This is a genomic window from Streptomyces sp. NPDC044704, from assembly GCF_056433525.1.
In genome coordinates this window covers 62687-79240 of record NZ_JBWKGY010000007.1, presented here as the reverse complement: position 1 = coordinate 79240, position 16554 = coordinate 62687, and the positions used below count along the sequence as shown (strand labels likewise).

Genomic DNA, 16554 nt, shown 5'->3' with positions numbered 1-16554 from the left:
CCGAGGGCGGCACCCCGGACCATCGGGGTGCCGCCCTCGGTGTGTGCGCACCGGACTCCCGCTCAGGGCAGGTCCTCCAGCTCGTTGCCGTCCGAATCCCAGATCCGCAGGCGGTCGGGTTCGTCGCCCGTCGGACCCTCGAAGTACAGGATGATCTCCGTCTCCGTCTGCATGATCGTGTGGGCGTTCCGCGCCGCGTAGAGGTCCACCTCGATCCAGTCGCCCGGGGCGATCACGCAGTGACTGCCCCAGATCTCGAAGACGACCGTCTGGTGCCTGTCCTCGGGCGCGGCGAAGCGCAGTCGCACCCTCCGCTACTCCGCCGGGCCGATGTAGTTCTTGAGGCCCGGGACGGTGAGGTTGCCGCCGAACTGGCCGGCCTGGACGACCTTGACGTCCGTGAAGAACGCGAACGGGACGTTCAGCGGGGGCGGGCTGTTCGGGGTGAACTCGATCGGGATGAGCCCGAAGAGGTTGCCCTTGAGGCTTTCGGTGTACATGGTCACCGTGCCGCCGCGGATCTTGGACGTGGAACCCGGACGGGACTTGAGGTGGGCGGTGTTGGCCCCCGTGCCGACCGTCTGGTACAGGTCCTTGATGTCCAGGGAGTCCGCCGTGAACTTCAGGACCTTCTTGGTCTTGCCTCCCGCCGTCTTCACCTCGACGATGCCCGCGTAGTCCAGGCCGTAGAGGGTCAGCAGCGAGCTGTCGAGGTACCAGGGCTCGTCGGGCAGGAGCGGTACGCCCTGCTCCAGCTGGGCGTCGGCCAGTGCCTTGGCGTCGTAGGTCGGGCAGGGGAAGGGTTCCTTCCCGTCCGGGTCCTTCGTGGCTCCGGCCTTGTCCTCTTCCTTGGCGTCCTCGGCGTCCTTGGCGTCCTCGTCGGCTTCGTCCTTGGCGGTCCCGTCCTTCTCCTCGTCGGCCTTGTCGGTGTCCTTCGGGTCCTTGGTGGGCGTCTTGCCCGTCTCGTCCTTGGGGGACTTGGCGGTGTCCTTGACGTCCTGGGGCAGTTCCCGCACCGGGACGCCGGCCTTCTTCGCCGCGTCGCGGATCGCGTCCGCGGCCGGGTCGGGGGTCTGCGCGCCGCTCGGGGTGGGCGCGGGCGTCGGGGTGGCCGGCTTCTGCGCGCCCTGGAGGGGCTTGCCGAGCTCGTCGAAGAGGCCCTTGACGGCGTCCCCGACACCCAGCGGGTCGAGGGGGTTCGGCGTCTTGGACGCCGAGGGGGACGGTGAGGCGCTCGCGGACGGCTTGGCCGCCGGCGTGCTCTTCCCGTCGGGCTTCGGGGCCTCGGAGGACTTGCCCGCCGAGGGCGTCTTGGTGGCCGAGGGGGTCGCCCCCGGCTTCGGTGCGCCGGTTGCGCCCGGTGAGGCGGTCGCGCCGGGCGACGTACTCGGTGACGGCGTCTTCGTCGGGGAACCGCTCGGCGACGGCGAGGCCGACTCCGTGGGCTCGTCGGAGCGCGTCACGCACGGGCCGGGCGCGAAGGGTATGTCCTTGTCGTCGGCCAGTGCCATCTTCGGGGCCATGCCCATCCCGACGAACACCGCCGTCGGCATCGCTGCCAGCGCCATCGTCTTGCCGACGGGTATCTGGAGCTTGTTCAGCAGCGACTTCCTGGGCGCCGCGTGCCGCGGGCCCTTTCTCTCACGGGACTCTGCACCTGGGGCCACGCCCCGCTGCGTCTCGTCACCCCGCACTGTTCCTCCCGCCATCGGCGTGGGCAGTCGTCTCGGTCACGTGCACCGTTTCCGTGTCACGGGGAGCCGGGATGCCCTGCGGGCCGCCCGTCAGCGCTTCCGCCTTGGCCGCCGCCGCGGCCTCGGCCCGGGCTTCCTCGTCCACCGGTTCGCCCGGCGCCCAGGACAGCGCGAGGGCACCGCCGATCATGGAGGAGATGAAGCCCATGAAGAAGCCGCCGAGGTTGGACACCGGCAGGGACACCAGGGCCAGCAGGATCGCGGCGACACCCGCGAAGACGCGGATGGTCTGCTGGAACCAGAGGCCCAGCCCCAGCGTGATCAGCAGGATCCCGATGATCAGCGCGCCTGCCCCGCCCGTCGTGGCCATCGCGAGGGTGATGTTGCCCAACCGCAGGTCCGCGTACGGGAAGTAGGCGATCGGCAGACCGCCGAGGAGCGTGAACAGGCCCGCCCAGAAGGGGCGGCGACCTCTCCAGGCGCGGAACTGGTAGTACACCACGGTGAGCCAAGCGTCGTCTGCGGCGCGAACCGGGGCCTGGGGGTTCATGGACAACAGCTCCCTGGAAACGGTGGTACGGAGAACTATGTGGAGCCCGCGGGGGCGGACGGCGACGGCTGCCGCCGACCGCCCCCGCGGTCACACACCGGGACCGATTACTTCTCGTCCTGGTAGCACGGCTGGTCGCCGCCGAGCAGACGCAGCTTCAGGTCGGGCAGCTTGAAGGTGCCCGCCGTGGTCGCCCACGCCTTCTGCCGGACGTTCGACAGGATGGCCTTGTCCGCACGCTGCGAGAACGCGTACGGGCTGGTGACCGTACCGGCCTGCGGCTTCGTCTTGTGGCTCGGGTCGCCGACCGCGACACCGATGTCGAGGTTCTTGAACTCGGCGTCGGTGTCGAGCTCCGCCACATCCAGGTAGATGTTGTCGGCGACGGCCGGCTTGCCCTTGTGACCCGTACGCAGCTGGAGCGTGATGTTGCCCAGCGGCGTCGGGGTGACCAGGGACTGGCACATGTTGGTGATCTCGGCGTGGCTGAAGCCCGAGATGGTGACCGGGTGCTTCTGCGGATTGCCCTTGAGGTCGTGCCCCTCGGCGATGCCGCCGTACTGGATGAGGTTGTCACCGTCGAGCTTGTCGGCCGAGACCTTGAAGTCCTGGCCGGAGACGCTGAAGGACGCCGCGAGGGCACCCTGCGCCAGACCCACACCGACCGCGGCCGTGGCCGCGATGCTCGGCACCATGACGAGCGCGAAGCGCTTCCATCTGGTCCCGCCACGAACCTGAGAACTCATATCGTTCCTCCTTCTCGGACGTACATCTCCGGTCCGGGCCGTACCCGTCCTGGGATGGGAGAAGTGCTACGTCCTCGGGAAGGAGCGCAGGCGGCCGAGCCGCGGCGCAGCCGCGTCCGATACACCGGCGTTCACCCCCGAGCGACAACCACTGGGCCACGCGTTCGCGCAACCTGGAGGACAGGCCCTGCCGGTGCGGCAGGGACCCCCCTGTCCACGGCCGGTGCCACTGCCACCGGCCGGCCCGGTGGGGACCCTCCACCGCGGCTCCGGATGAGCGGCTCTGCGGGAAGGACCGAGCGTCGCCGATCGTGGTGCATTCCCGGCCGGGGCACAAGGGGGTTCGTTACTGGCGGGTAACGGCTGGATAACCGGAGTGAAGCCCGGAGCTGTCGACCGGGCACGCAGGGTGTCACCCAGGGCCACGACAGAAGGGGAGAAGAGCGAACCAACCGGACAGATCACGGGGTTCGACTTACTGCGAGTAACAGCGGCCGCGATTACCAAGTTTTGGCAAAGCGCGGCCGCTGTTTATCTATGTGTCAACAAATCGCCGGGAGGCTCCGGGAGCCCTGGGGCGTCCTCCGGCCTGGCCCGGACCGGGTCTAGAAGAGCACCCGCGCGAGCGCCGTACGGGCCGCCGACACCCGCGGGTCGTCCGCGCCGATCACCTCGAACAGCTCCAGGAGCCGGACGCGGACGGCATCGCGGTCGTCACCGAACGTGACCCTGACGGTGTCGACGAGACGGGCGAAGGCGTCGGCCACGTGTCCGCCCGCCAGGTCCAGGTCGGCGGCGTCCATCTGCGCGGCCGGGTCCTTCGGGTTCTCGGCGGCGGCGGCGCGCACGGTCTGCGGGTTCATGTGCTGCACCCGGGACAGCAGCTCGGCCTGGGCCAGGCCCAGCTTCGCCTCCGTGTTGGCCGGGTCGTCCGCGAGGACGTTCTTGTACGCCTGCACGGCGCCGCCCAGGTCACCGGCGTCCAGCGCGACGACGGCCGCCTCCAGCAGCGCGTCGTACGGGCCGGCCGGCACGGGGGCCTCGGCCGCGCTCGGGGCGCCCTCGGCGCCCGGGTCGACCTGGAGGCCGATGAGACCGAAGCGCTCCTCGGCGACCTGGACCAGCTGGGCCAGGGTCTCCCGGATCTGCTGCTCGGGGGCCACGCCCTGGAACAGCGGCAGCACCTGCCCCGCGACCACGGCGAAGACGGCCGGGATGCCCTGGATGCCGAACTGCTGCATCAGCATCTGGTTGGCGTCGACGTCGACCTTGGCGAGGACGAGACGGCCGTTCGCCTCGACGGTCAGCCGCTCCAGGAGCGGGCCGAGCTGCTTGCACGGCTCGCACCACTCGGCCCAGAAGTCGAGGACGACCGGGACCTCGTTGGAGAGCTGGATGACGTCGCTTTCGAAGCCGGCCTCGGCTACGTCGATGACGAGCGCGGACGGCGGTACGGCGCCGCCGGGCGCACTGCCCGCGCCGCCGCCCTGCCGGGCCGATTCGGCGCGGGCCTGCTCGGCCTTCGCCTTGGCTTCGCCGGCCGCCTTCACCGCGGCGAGGTCGACGACGCCGCTCATGGACATGTTTCTGGGCTGCATGCGTACATCCTCCCCCGAGTGCGCGCGCCGACGAAAAAGATCCCGAAAGATCGTCCGTGAAATGCCGTTGTACTGCCGTACGGAAGTCCGTACGTGGGGCGGCGCCGGGTCCCCACCCGGCACCAGTAGCTCTTCGCGTGGTTGTCGCTCTTACGCTACGAGCCGTAGCGTAACTCGCCGGAGCCTTCGGCGCCCCGTGATCTGAAGCACAGCGAACGGCCCCCCGGCGGTTCCCCTACTGGCGGGTATGGTCTCGGCCATGCGCAACCCCAGCCCCGCCCCCGGCCCCCCGCACGGCCGCACCGGCCGCCCCCGCAGCGCGGCGGCGGACGCGGCGATCCTCGCGGCGACCCGGGACGCGCTGGTGGACCTGGGGTGGTCGAAGCTGACGATGGGCGACGTCTCGGCCCGGGCGGGGGTCGCCAAGACCACCCTGTACCGGCGCTGGGCGGGGAAGAACGAACTGGTCGTGGACGCGGTCGCGGAGCTCTTCGACGCGCTCGAACTCCCCGACCGCGGCTCGCTGGAAGCCGACATCGAGCACGTGGTGCTGCAGTTCGCGCAGCTGCTGCGGCGCCCGGAGGCCCGTACCGCCCTGATGGCGGTGGTCGCCGAGTCCACCCGCGACGAGGCCCTGCGCGACCGGATCCGGTCGGCGATCGTGGACCGGCAGAAACGTCTCGTCGTACTGGGCCGCGAACGGGCCCAGGCCCGCGGCGAACTCCCCTACGAGGAGGACGAGTCCCTCGCCGCCCGCACCACGGACCTGATCTTCGACGTGATCGCGGGCACGGTGGTCCACCGCGCCCTGGTGAGCGCCGAGCCGGTGGACGAGCTGTGGGTGGCCACCTTCACGGCCCTGCTGATGCACGGCCTCCGGGGCACGGCCCCCGCCTAGGCCGTCTTTGCCCGCCCGGGCCCGCCTGACCCGCCCGGGCCCGCCCCTGGAACGGGAAGGGCCGGCCGCGCCCGCCCCCGTGGGGGCGGGCGCTGGCCGGCCCGTTCGCGTCCGGTCTAGAAGCCGGGCGGTTCGGTGTAGGTGCCCCACTCGTCACGGAGCACGTTGCAGATCTCGCCCATCGTGGCCTCGACGCGCACCGCGTCCAGCATGGCCGGAATCATGTTCGACCCGTCCCGCGCCGCGTCCAGCATCCGCGCCAGCGCCGCCTTGACCTTGACGTCGTCGCGGCGGCCCTTGCGCTCGGCGAGCTCCCGGACCTGGACCTGCTCCACCTCGTGGCTGACGCGGAGGATCTCCAGGTCGCCGGTGACCGAGCCGTGGTGGACGTTGACGCCGACGACCCGCTTGTCGCCCTTCTCCAGGGACCGCTGGTACTGGAAGGCCGATTCGGCGATCTCGCCGGTGAACCAGCCGTCCTCGATGCCCCGCAGGATGCCCGAGGTGATCGGCCCGATCGGGTGCCGGCCGTCCGGGTGGGCGCGCAGCCCGCGCTCCCTGATCTGCTCGAAGATCTTCTCCGCGTCGGCCTCGATGCGGTCGGTGAGCTGCTCGACGTACCAGGAACCGCCCAGCGGGTCGGCCACGTTGGCCACGCCGGTCTCTTCCATCAGCACCTGCTGGGTGCGCAGGGCGATCTCGGCCGCCTGCTCGCTCGGCAGGGCGAGGGTCTCGTCGAGGGCGTTGGTGTGCAGGGAGTTGGTGCCGCCGAGGACGGCCGCGAGGGCTTCGACGGCGGTGCGCACGACGTTGTTGTACGGCTGCTGCGCGGTGAGGGAGACCCCGGCGGTCTGGGTGTGGAAGCGCAGCCACATGGTCTTGTCGGACTTGGCCCCGTAGACCTCCTTCATCCAGCGGGCCCAGATGCGGCGGGCGGCGCGGAACTTGGCGATCTCCTCGAAGAAGTCGAGGTGCGCGTCGAAGAAGAAGGACAAGCCGGAGGCGAAGTGGTCCACGTCGAGGCCGCGGGACAGGCCGAGCTCCACGTACCCGAAGCCGTCGGCCAGGGTGTAGGCGAGCTCCTGCGCGGCCGTCGCCCCGGCCTCGCGGATGTGGTAGCCGGAGACGGACAGCGGCTTGTAGGCCGGGATGCCGTTCGCGCAGTACTCCATGAGGTCGCCGATGAGGCGCAGGTGCGGCTCGGGTTCGAAGAGCCACTCCTTCTGGGCGATGTACTCCTTGAAGATGTCGGTCTGGAGCGTGCCGTTGAGCACGGCCGGGTCGACGCCCTGGCGCTCGGCGGCGACCAGGTACATGCAGAAGGCCGGTACGGCGGGCCCGCTGATGGTCATCGAGGTGGTGACGTCGCCGAGCGGGATGTCCTTGAACAGGACCTCCATGTCGGCGGCGGAGTCGATGGCCACCCCGCAGTGCCCGACCTCGCCCAGCGCCCGGGGGTCGTCGGAGTCCCGGCCCATGAGGGTGGGCATGTCGAAGGCGACGGAGAGCCCGCCGCCGCCGGCGGCCAGGATCATCTTGTAGCGCTCGTTGGTCTGCTCGGCGTTGCCGAAGCCGGCGAACTGCCGGATGGTCCAGGTCCGGCCGCGGTAGCCGGTGGCGTGCAGCCCGCGGGTGTAGGGGTACTCCCCCGGCCAGCCGATGCGCTCGAACCCCTCGTACGAGTCGCCGGGCCGGGGCCCGTAGACGGGGTCGACGTCATCTCCGGAGAGCGTCGTGAAATCGGCCTCGCGCTTGCGGGCCTTGTCGTACCGGGCCTGCCAGCGACGGCGGCCCTCCTCGATGGCGTCAGCGTCCATACCCATGAATTTACTAGGACGTCCTAGTAAATGTCGATGGGCAACCCCCGGGGAGTCGCCCCGGGGGTGGGGTTCGCCGAGCGGGCCGTCAGGCCTTCGCGGTGGCGGGACCGCCGATGACCAGCGGTTCGACCTCGGCGCGGATCTTGCGCTCGACGAAGAAGGCGGCCAGCGGAATCGTGCCGCTCACGAGCACCCAGAGGAGCTTGCCGAACGGCCAGCGGGCCTTGGAGCCCAGGTCGAAGGCGAAGACGAGGTAGATCATGAAGAGCACGCCGTGCGCCTGGGAGACCGCGAAGGTCAGGTCGGCGCCGGTGTCGAAGCCGTACTTCGCCACCATGCAGGCGCAGAGGATCAGGAGCATGACCGCGGTCACGTAGGCCATGACGCGGTAGCGGGTCAGCACGCTTCGTTTCATGCCGACGAGCCTAACCGTCCGTTTTGCTCGATCTTGACGCGGGCCCCCGGCTCGGGGCGGGGCCGATCACGCGCCCTGGTGCCGTGGCGGCACTAGGGCCTGTCGTCAAACTCCCGTCGTCGCCCGGAGGGCGGCCCTGCGGCGTCTGGTGCGTGCTCTCGGTGCGCCGGGCGGAAGCCCGCGTACTGGACGTACTTGGCTTTCGCCCGGTGCGGCGAGAGCGCGTGCCAGGCGTCGCGGGGCAGACGGGAGTTTGACGACAGGCACTAGTTCTCGTCGAAGTCGGCGGCGGCCACCCGCAGCGGGCGCAGCAGCGCGAAGATCTCCGCGCACTCCTCCGCGTCGTAGGCGCCGAGCCCGAACTCGATCTCCATCAGGTCCTTGGTGGCCGCCTCGACGACCTCGCGGCCCTTCTCCGTGATGGACGCGAGCGTGCCGCGGCCGTCCTGCGGGTTGGGGCGCTTGGCCACCAGCCCGGACCGCACCAGCCGGTCGACGGTGTTCGTCACCGAGGTCGGGTGGACCATCAGGCGCTCGCCGATCTTCGACATCGGCAGCTCGCCGGCCTGGGAGAACGTGAGGAGCACGAGGGCTTCGTACCGGGCGAAGGTCAGTCCGTACGGCTTCACGACCGCGTCGACCTCGCCGAGCAGGATCTGGTGCGCACGCATGATGGAGGTGATCGCGGCCATGGACGGCACCGGCCCCCAGCGCTGCTGCCAGAGCTCGTCGGCGCGGGCGATGGGGTCGAAGGGGAGACTGAGCGGCTTCGGCATCCACCAGACCCTACCGGGCGGTCATTTGACGTCCCTCCCCGTCTCACTCCTCGGCCGCGGACGCGGCCCGCAGACCGGCGAGGAGGAGCAGGACCACGGCAGCCGCGAGGACGGCGGCGCCGGTGACGACGGCGTGCACCGGGAAGAACTCGGCGGCGAGGCCCGCCAGGGCCATGCCGACGCCCTGGAAGGTCATCAGGCCCGTGCCGAGCAGGGTCATCGCACGGCCGCGCAGCTCCTCGGGGACGGCGTCGACGAACATCCGGTCGAGGCCGAGGGTGTAGGCGTGGGCGAGTCCGGTGAGGAGCAGCGCCCCGAGGACGACGGGGGCGGCGGGCCGGACGGCGTACGCGAGCAGCGGCAGCGGGGCGAGGACGGCGAGGGGCGCCACGATCCGCGAACGCGTTCGGGCGGTGAGCGCGGAGCCGGCCCAGAGCTCGCCCGCGACGGTGCCGACGGGCAGCGCGCACATGAGGAGCCCGAGGGTGACGGTCCCGGCACCGATGCCGTCGGCGTACGGGGTGAGCAGCGCCTCGGGCACGACGACGAAGGCGGGCGGCAGCCAGCACAGCAGGGTGAGCGCCCGCAGCCGCCGGTCCCCGAACAGTGCCCGCAGCCCGCTGCCCGGGGACGCGGCCCGTCCCGCGGCGCGGGCGGGCCGGCTGCGGGTGCCGAGGCGCAGCAGCAGCGCGGAGGCCAGGAACCCGGCGGCGGTCAGGGCGATGGCCCCGCGCGGCGCGAGGACGGTGAGCAGCAGCCCGCCGAGGCCGAATCCGGCCAGCTGCGCGCTCTGGGAGACCATGCGCAGCAGGGAGCGGCCGAGGACGAAGGCCTCGCCGGGGCCGAGTACGTCGGCGAGGGAGGCGCTGCGGACGCCCTGGAAGAGCGGGGCGACGAACGCCGTCGCGCAGCGCAGGGCGAGGAGGCCCGCCACGGGCGTGCCCGGCCAGACCATGGCCGCCGCGCAGGCAGCGCACAGCAGGTCGCAGCCGACGAGCAGCCGCCGGGCGGGGTACCGGTCGGCGAGCGGGGCGAGCAGGCTGCCGCCGAGGGCGTAGGGCAGGAAGCCGAGGGCGAAGGTGAGGGCGCTCATCAGGGGTGAGCCGGTGGCGCGGTAGACGAGGACGGTGAGGGCGATCTCGGTGACGACGACGCCGAGCAGGGACAGCAGGTGCGCGGCGAAGACCGTACGGAACTCCCGGACCCGGAAGACGGTGCGGTAGCCGACGGGTGGGGCGCTGCCCTTCGTGAGGGACGTGGATGTCATGGCGGCCACCTTGAGCCGGAACCTACGCTGGCCCGAAGCGATTCGTCCGGGAGCGAATCCGGGGGGCGGGGCGGGAGCCGGGCCCGGGAGCCGGGTCCCGGGTGCGGGAGAGGACGGCAAGGGGCGGTCATGGGGTACCACTTCCGGTTCGGGGCGGCGGACCTGCTCCGCTGCCGGTTCGCGATCTCCCCGCGCTGGGAGACGCAGGAGGCGGTGCGGGTCCTGATGCGGCCGGCCCGGCAGGCGTACCACCTGCCCTGGCTGAGCCGGATCCGGAACGCCGCGGCCGGGCTGGACCTGCGGCCGCTGTGGCTGCTGATGCCGCGTGCGGGGCACCATCCGGACCTGCTGAGCCCGCCGCCGCTCGGCCCGTCGGTGACGTTCGAGGAGGAGCTCACCCGGGTCCGGGCGGCCGATCCGGAGGCGGCCCGGGAGGACCTGCGCCGCTCGCTGGTCTGCACCCCGGGCGCGCTGGAGAGCGACATCGGGCAGCGGATGATGGCCGATCCGGCGCGGGCGGTTCGGGAGCTCGCCGATCTGACGGAGCGGGCGTGGGAGGCGCTGGTCGCCCCGCACTGGCCGCGGCTGCGGGCCCTGCTGGAGGCGGACGTCCTGTTCCACTCGCGGCGGCTGGCGGCGGGCGGGCTGGAGGCCCTGTTCGACGGCCTGCACCCGGACCTGCGCTGGCACGGCGGGAGTTCGACCCTGACCATCGAGCGCCCCGGCCACCACGACCGCGAGGCGGGCGGCCAGGGGCTGCTGCTGATGCCGAGCGCGTTCGTGTGGCCCGAGGTGGTGGGCGGCTACGACCCGCCCTGGCAGCCGACCCTCGTGTACCCGGCGCGCGGGATCGGCGCCCTGTGGACGGCTCCGGCCGGGCCGGCCCCGCGCGCGCTGGCCGGGCTGCTGGGGCGCGGCCGCGCCGAAGTGCTGTGCGCCCTGCACGAGCCCGCTTCGACGACGGCCCTCGCCCGGCGGCTGGGCCTGGCCCCCTCGACGGTCTCGGCCCACCTGAAGGCCCTGAGCGCGGCGGGCCTCCTGATCCCCTCCCGCCACGGCCACCACGTCCTCTACGAACGCACCCCCCTGGCCATAGCCCTAGCGGCGGGCGGCACTCCCTGACCCCGGCCCCACCAGGCCACGGGCCGACCACGAAGCCCGACGCAGGACGGGCACCTGGCCGGCCGCGGCTTCCGGCGCGGGCCGAACGCGGGTACCCGGCAGGGTCCGAAGGCGGGGCCCGGTGCACGGCGCACGGGCCGGACGCGGGACCGGAAGCGAACGCGGGTCGCCCGCGAGGGCCGGTGCGCGGCGGGGGTTGGGCCGGCGGGGGACGTGGGGCGGGGTCCGGACGGCCGGTCGGGTGTTGGACGGTGGGCCGTCACCGGGGCGGGTGCGTGGTGGCGTGCGGGGGATGACTGTCCGTTATGTCACGATGGCCCGGCCTGCCGGGCTCGCCGCGCGCACTCCCCCACGCGCCCCGCGCCCCCGTCCCCGAGGAGCCGGATGTCCGCCGCCGCCAGACGCCGTTCCGTCGCCGCCCTCGGGCTCGCCCTGTTCCTCGCGGCCGCCTCCGCCTGTACCTCCGGCTCCGCCCCGGGCGCGTCCCGCGGATCCGGCGCGCCCGCCGCGCCCGGGTCGGCGTCCGAGTCCGCGTTCTGGGTCGATCCGCAGAGCGCCGCCGCCCGGCAGGTCGCCGCCTGGGAGGCGCAGGGACGCAACGGCGACGCCGAGGTGCTGCGCCGGATCGCCGACCGCCCGGCGGCCCTGTGGGTGCCGGGCGGTGACCCGGGCCCGGAGATCCGCCGGGCCCGGGCGGGTGCGAAGGCGGCCGGCGGGCGGACCCTGGTGCTCGTCGCGCACAACCTCCCGCACCGCGGCTGCGGTCCGCACGCGACCGGCGGCGCCCCCGACGCCCGCGCGTACCGCGCCTGGATCGGCGCCTTCGCCGACGCCGTCGCCGGGGACAGGGCCGTCGTCGTCCTGGAGCCGGAGGCCGTCCCGCACCTCATCGCCGGCTGCACCCCCGCCGCGCACCACGCCGAGCGCTACCGCCTGCTCTCCGAGGCCGTCGACCGGCTCAAGCGGAACAAGAACACCAAGGTCTACCTGGACGCCGGCAACCCGGCGTGGATCCCGCACCCGGCGGACCTCGTCGGGCCCCTCCTCAAGGCCGGTCTCGCCCGCGCCGACGGCTTCGCCCTGAACGTCTCCGGCTTCCAGCCCGACGCCCCGAGCCGCGCGTACGGCGCCCGGCTCTCCAAGGCCACCCGCGGCAAGCACTTCGTCATCGACACCGGCCGCAACGGCGAGGGCCCGCTCCCGGGCGACCGGCACCAGGCCTGGTGCAACCCGCCCGGCCGGGCCCTGGGCAGGCCGCCGGGCGACCGGACGGGCGACCCGCTCGTGGACGCGTACCTGTGGATCAAGCGGCCCGGCGAGTCCGACGGCACCTGCCGCGGCGGCCCGCACGCCGGCGAGTGGTGGCCGGACTACGCCCTCGGCCTGGCCCGCCGCGCCCGGCAGTGAACCGCGCGCAGACGCGCGAACGCCCCCGGCCGCTCGGCCGGGGGCGCTCCTCGACGTCAGGGGTGGTGCGGTCAGCCCTCGGCGAGGTGCCGTTCCACCGTCTCCACCTTGGAGGTCATGCCGTCGCTGACGCCGGGCCGGATGTCGGCCTTGAGGATGAAGGAGACCCGGGGCGCCCGTGCCTCCACCGCGGCCACCGCGCGCCGGACCACGTCCATCACCTCGTCCCACTCGCCCTCGACGGTGGTGAACATCGCGTCGGTGCGGTTGGGCAACCCGGACTCGCGTACGACGCGGACCGCGTCGGCGACGTACTCCCCGACCTCTTCGCCGACCCCCAGCGGGGTCACCGAGAACGCGACGATCATGCCTGGGCCGCCTGGCGGGCGCGGGCGGCCACGACGCTGTCGGCCTCGTCGCGCTTGAGCAGCTTGTCGCCGTACAGCCCGCCGAAGGGCAGCAGCGCGAGGACGAAGAACAGGGCGACCTTCTTCACGGGCCACTTCGCCTTGTTCCACACGTCGAGCAGGAACACCGCGTAGATCACGAACAGGATGCCGTGCAGGATGCCGAGCGGCATCATCAGGAAGTCGATGTCCGAGATCCGGCTCAGCAGCGAGCCGAAGATCAGCAGGGCCGGGAACGACAGGGCCTCCGGGACGGAGATGAGGCGCAGTCGGTGCAGGGCGGAAGCGGTCTTGATGTCCACGTGGAACCTTCGGGGCTGGCGGCCGGGGGTCCGTTCCAGTGTCTCAGCCGCTGCGGAGGATCTTCCCGCGGGTCCCCGGGCCGTGCCGGAGTGTGGCGTATATCGGCCACAGGGCCCTGTTCGCCCCCGCCCGCTGCGGATACCTTCTTTTCCGTGGCTCAGTTCCGACTCCAAGGCAGCAAGGTGCTCGCCGTCGACCTGACCGGTGACGCCGTGAAAGCGAAGAACGGCGCCATGGTCGCGTACGACGGCCAGATGGCCTTCAAGAAGATGACCGGCGGCGGCGAAGGCCTCCGCGGGATGGTGACGCGCCGGCTGACCGGCGAACAGATGACGGTGATGGAGGTGCAGGGGCACGGCACCTGCTACTTCGCGGACCGCGCGAGCGAGATCAACCTCGTCGACCTGCGCGGCGACAAGCTCTACGTCGAGTCCAGCAACCTGCTGTGCACCGACGCGGGCCTGCGCACCGGTACGACGTTCACGGGCCTGCGCGGCGCCTCGACGGGCAACGGGCTCTTCACCACGACCGTCGAGGGCTCCGGCCAGGCGGCGATCGTGTCCGACGGCCCGGCGGTGGTGCTGCGCGTCAGCGCCCAGTACCCGCTCTCGGTGGACCCGGGCGCGTACATCGCGCACACCGGGAACCTGCGGCAGTCCTTCCAGTCCGGGGTGAACTTCCGCACCCTGATCGGCGAGGGCTCCGGCGAGGCCTTCCAGATCCGCTTCGAGGGCGAGGGCCTGGTCTACGTGCAGCCCAGCGAGCGCAACACCATCGGGGGCGACGTCTGATGCCGTTCCGCGAGATCAACTCGAAGATGGTCGAGGCCCAGGTGGTCCCGGGCCAGAAGATGTACAGCCAGCGCGGCGCCATGCTGGCCTACCGCGGCGAGGTGTCCTTCACGCCCAGCCTGACCGGGGGTCAGGGCGGCGTGATGGGCATGATCGGACGCCGGGTGGCGAACGAGCAGACCCCGCTGATGACGGTCGAGGGCAGCGGCACGGTGATGTTCGGCCACGGCGGCCACCACATCCAGGTGATCAACCTGTCCGGCGAGACCCTGCACGTGGAGGCCGACCGGCTGCTCGCGTTCGACGGCACCCTCCAGCAGGGCACGATGTTCATGGGCTCGCAGGGCGGGGTCATGGGCATGGTGCGCGGCCAGGTGACCGGCCAGGGCCTGTTCACGACCACTCTGAAGGGCCACGGCGCGGTCGCCGTGATGGCCCACGGCGGGGTCATCGAGCTCCCCATCACCCCGAACCGGCCGGTCCACGTCGACCCGCAGGCGTACGTGGCCCACCACGGGGACGTCAGGAACAAGCTCTCCACCGCGCTGGGCTGGCGGGACATGGTGGGGCGCGGCTCGGGCGAGGCGTTCCAGCTGGAGCTGTCCGGCCAGGGCGCGGTGTACGTACAGGCCTCGGAGGAGAAGCTGTGAACTTTGGTCCCGTGACCGGCGGACCGGGCGGCCCGACGGTCTTCGACCCGTACACCCTGCCCTCCGACGACAACGTGAACCCGTACACCTTCTGCGTGGAGCTCAAGGGCAGCCAGTGGTTCCTGCAGAAGGGCAAGATGATCTCGTACTACGGGAGCATCGAGTTCAACGGCATCGGCCACGGCCGTTTCGACCGGCTGCTGCGCACGAGCTTCCACTCGCCGCTGCACGCGAGCGACTGGGTGGTGGCCGAGGGGCAGGGCAAGATGCTGCTCGCCGACCGGGCCTTCGACGTGAACTCGTACGACCTGGAGAACGGCAACCTGACGATCCGCTCGGGGAACCTGCTGGCGTACCAGCCCACGCTCGCGCTGAAGCAGTCGATCGTGCCGGGGTTCCTGACCTTGATCGGAACCGGGAAGTTCGTGGCGGCGTCCAACGGACCGGTGGTGTTCATGGAACCGCCGCTGCGTGTGGATCCGCAGGCGCTGGTGGGGTGGGCCGACTGCCCCTCTCCGTGCCACCACTACGACCACGGCTACATGTCGGGCGTGATGGGCGGGATCCGCTCGCTGACGGGCCTCGGCGGCGCGTCGGGCGAGGAGCACCAGTTCGAGTTCGTGGGGGCGGGAACGGTGCTGTTGCAGTCCTCGGAGATGCTGATGGCGGAGCAGGCGGTCGGCACGGTCGGCGCCGGCGCGGCCACCGGCGGCGCTCAGGGCGTTCCGGGCGCCGGGCACGGTGCGCAGGGCCAGGTGGGCATGCCCCGTATGCCGGGACAGCTGGGTGATCTGCAGCGACGCTTCGGGCTGTGACCTTCCGCAGATCTTCCTATTTTTGTACGTAATTCAACTTCTTAGGTAGAGTTCATTCATGGAGACCATGGAGACCGAGACGGCCACCCGCTGGCTAACCGATGCCGAACAGTGCGCCTGGCGCACCCACCTGGACGTCAGCAGACTGCTGATGCACCAGCTGGAAAAGGATCTCCAGCCCTTCGGACTCACCAACAACGACTACGAGATCCTGGTGAACCTCTCGGAGTCGGACGCCCACCGGATGCGGATGAGCGACCTGGCCACCGCCACGCTCCAGTCGAAGAGCCGGCTGTCGCACCAGATCACCCGAATGGAGGCGGCCGGCCTGGTCCGCCGGGTGAACTGCGAGTCCGACCGCCGGGGCCTGTACGCGGTCCTGACGGACGAGGGCATGGAGACGATGCGCAAGGTCGCCCCGCACCACGTGGCGTCCGTGCGCGAGCACTTCATCGACCTGCTGTCCCCGGCCGCCCTCGCGGCCCTGCGCGAGTCGCTGGGCCCGGTCGCGGAACACCTGCGGGGCACCCGCGGCAAGATCTGAGCCGCGGGCGCGCCCCGGCGCGCCGTGCCCGGCGGACGGCCGGACAATGGGCGGTGTTCGCTCACCGCCGGCCGTCCGCCGCGCAGCCGTAAGCGCCTCGGCCGGCCCGAGGAGGTCCAGCCCATGAAACGCAACCTGTACGTTTCCGCGGCCGCGTCCGTCGTCCTGATGGCGGGAGGTCCGGTGGCGGCCGCCTCGGCGGCGTCCGCCGACACGTCGAGATCCGTTCCCGCGTCCACCGCCGCCGCCCGCGCGGACGTCGACGCGGAAGGGGCCGCCGCGGCCGCCCTCAAGCACTTCCCGGGCGTCGTCGAGTCCCTCGACAAGGACGGCGCGATCTGGCACGTCAACGTGATCGGGAAGGACGGCGTCACCAACGCCGAGCTGGAGGTCTCCGCCACCGGCGCGGTCAAGGAACGCAACAAGGACCGGGACGACAACAGCTCCGAGAACGCGCGCCTGAGCGGGGCGAAGGTCACCGCCGCCGCGGCGGTCAAGGCCGCCCTCGCCGCGCACCCGGGCACGGTCCTGTCCGTCGACTGGGACGACGACGACGACAACGGGGCCGCCCCGCACTGGAACGTCGAGGTCAAGACCAAGGACGGCAAGACCGCGAACTTCGACGTGAACGCCACGAACGGCAAGGTCACGGCCTCGTCGGACGACGGCGACAACGACAACGACAGCGACGACGGCCAGGGTGACAACGACGGCGACGGCTACGGGAACAACTGAGGCCCCGCAGCACGGC

Annotated in this window: 19 protein-coding genes; 8 read left to right on the top strand and 11 right to left on the bottom strand. The window is 71.9% G+C overall.

Translation table 11 applies throughout. From position 1 onward, the window contains the following. Positions 1-62: 62 nt before the first annotated feature. The 5 genes from AC07B0_RS19165 to AC07B0_RS19145 all read right to left on the bottom strand — a co-directional run bounded on the left by AC07B0_RS19165 (position 63) and on the right by AC07B0_RS19145 (position 4588). Complete coding sequence (locus AC07B0_RS19165) at positions 63-308, bottom strand: hypothetical protein (RefSeq protein ID WP_356882191.1); 246 nt, start codon at positions 306-308, stop codon at positions 63-65. A gap of 6 nt (positions 309-314) precedes the next feature. Next, the gene (locus AC07B0_RS19160; protein ID WP_478863283.1) at positions 315-1694 is read right to left on the bottom strand and encodes an RNA polymerase sigma factor; all 1380 of its coding nucleotides are present in this window, start codon (positions 1692-1694) and stop codon (positions 315-317) included. Beyond that, complete coding sequence (locus AC07B0_RS19155; RefSeq protein WP_478898626.1) at positions 1684-2244, bottom strand: DUF6114 domain-containing protein; 561 nt, start codon at positions 2242-2244, stop codon at positions 1684-1686. The genes AC07B0_RS19160 and AC07B0_RS19155 overlap by 11 nt, the downstream gene beginning before the upstream one ends. A 107-nt stretch (positions 2245-2351) precedes the next feature. Then, positions 2352-2990 carry a DUF6230 family protein gene (locus tag AC07B0_RS19150; RefSeq protein ID WP_356882198.1) on the bottom strand — a complete coding sequence of 213 codons (639 nt, stop codon included), beginning with the start codon at positions 2988-2990 and terminating at the stop codon, positions 2352-2354. A 605-nt stretch (positions 2991-3595) separates the two neighbouring features. Continuing rightward, positions 3596-4588, bottom strand: coding sequence for a tetratricopeptide repeat protein (locus AC07B0_RS19145; RefSeq protein ID WP_478898625.1), 993 nt, complete (start codon positions 4586-4588; stop codon positions 3596-3598). 259 nt (positions 4589-4847) lie between these two features. Between AC07B0_RS19145 and AC07B0_RS19140 the strand changes: the two genes are divergently transcribed. Continuing rightward, positions 4848-5486 (top strand): TetR/AcrR family transcriptional regulator, encoded by a 639-nt coding sequence (locus tag AC07B0_RS19140; RefSeq protein ID WP_356882202.1) that lies wholly within the window; start codon positions 4848-4850, stop codon positions 5484-5486. A gap of 116 nt (positions 5487-5602) precedes the next feature. Here the strand turns inward: AC07B0_RS19140 and AC07B0_RS19135 are convergent, their stop codons facing one another. From AC07B0_RS19135 to AC07B0_RS19120, 4 genes are all read right to left on the bottom strand, one after another. Next, a complete protein-coding gene (locus AC07B0_RS19135) occupies positions 5603-7303 on the bottom strand; it encodes a coenzyme B12-dependent isobutyryl-CoA mutase large subunit (protein WP_356882204.1) in 1701 nt (566 codons plus the stop codon). An 88-nt stretch (positions 7304-7391) separates the two neighbouring features. Continuing rightward, complete coding sequence (locus AC07B0_RS19130; RefSeq protein WP_356882206.1) at positions 7392-7721, bottom strand: DUF3817 domain-containing protein; 330 nt, start codon at positions 7719-7721, stop codon at positions 7392-7394. Between the two features lie 266 nt (positions 7722-7987). Next, entirely contained in the window at positions 7988-8497 is a 510-nt protein-coding gene (locus AC07B0_RS19125) for a MarR family winged helix-turn-helix transcriptional regulator (protein WP_356875509.1), read from the bottom strand. Positions 8498-8540: 43 nt separating this feature from the next. Continuing rightward, complete coding sequence (locus AC07B0_RS19120; protein WP_478898624.1) at positions 8541-9764, bottom strand: MFS transporter; 1224 nt, start codon at positions 9762-9764, stop codon at positions 8541-8543. Positions 9765-9893: 129 nt separating this feature from the next. Here AC07B0_RS19120 and AC07B0_RS19115 point away from each other — a divergent pair, with 129 nt between their 5' ends. Both AC07B0_RS19115 and AC07B0_RS19110 read left to right on the top strand, forming a co-directional pair. Next, entirely contained in the window at positions 9894-10886 is a 993-nt protein-coding gene (locus AC07B0_RS19115) for an ArsR/SmtB family transcription factor (RefSeq protein WP_469376914.1), read from the top strand. 384 nt (positions 10887-11270) lie between these two features. Beyond that, on the top strand, positions 11271-12293 hold the full coding sequence (locus AC07B0_RS19110) for a glycoside hydrolase family 6 protein (RefSeq protein WP_469376912.1): 1023 nt from the start codon (positions 11271-11273) through the stop codon (positions 12291-12293). Between the two features lie 71 nt (positions 12294-12364). On the opposite strand, the gene AC07B0_RS19105 is transcribed toward AC07B0_RS19110, so the two are convergent. Then, a complete protein-coding gene (locus tag AC07B0_RS19105) occupies positions 12365-12661 on the bottom strand; it encodes an MTH1187 family thiamine-binding protein (RefSeq protein WP_266573898.1) in 297 nt (98 codons plus the stop codon). Then, the gene (locus AC07B0_RS19100; protein WP_356875518.1) at positions 12658-13002 is read right to left on the bottom strand and encodes a DUF3817 domain-containing protein; all 345 of its coding nucleotides are present in this window, start codon (positions 13000-13002) and stop codon (positions 12658-12660) included. Before AC07B0_RS19100 ends, AC07B0_RS19105 begins: the two co-directional genes overlap by 4 nt. A gap of 153 nt (positions 13003-13155) precedes the next feature. On the opposite strand from AC07B0_RS19100, the gene AC07B0_RS19095 reads away from it, so the two are divergent. From AC07B0_RS19095 to AC07B0_RS19075, 5 genes are all read left to right on the top strand, one after another. Further along, the gene (locus AC07B0_RS19095) at positions 13156-13794 is read left to right on the top strand and encodes an AIM24 family protein (RefSeq protein ID WP_356875520.1); all 639 of its coding nucleotides are present in this window, start codon (positions 13156-13158) and stop codon (positions 13792-13794) included. After that, a complete protein-coding gene (locus AC07B0_RS19090) occupies positions 13794-14444 on the top strand; it encodes an AIM24 family protein (protein ID WP_467290543.1) in 651 nt (216 codons plus the stop codon). Before AC07B0_RS19095 ends, AC07B0_RS19090 begins: the two co-directional genes overlap by 1 nt. Continuing rightward, positions 14441-15259 (top strand): AIM24 family protein, encoded by an 819-nt coding sequence (locus AC07B0_RS19085; protein WP_469376908.1) that lies wholly within the window; start codon positions 14441-14443, stop codon positions 15257-15259. Before AC07B0_RS19090 ends, AC07B0_RS19085 begins: the two co-directional genes overlap by 4 nt. Before the next feature lie 67 nt (positions 15260-15326). After that, entirely contained in the window at positions 15327-15803 is a 477-nt protein-coding gene (locus AC07B0_RS19080; RefSeq protein WP_356875732.1) for a MarR family winged helix-turn-helix transcriptional regulator, read from the top strand. 123 nt (positions 15804-15926) lie between these two features. Continuing rightward, entirely contained in the window at positions 15927-16538 is a 612-nt protein-coding gene (locus tag AC07B0_RS19075; RefSeq protein WP_469376906.1) for a PepSY domain-containing protein, read from the top strand. Positions 16539-16554: the final 16 nt, after the last annotated feature.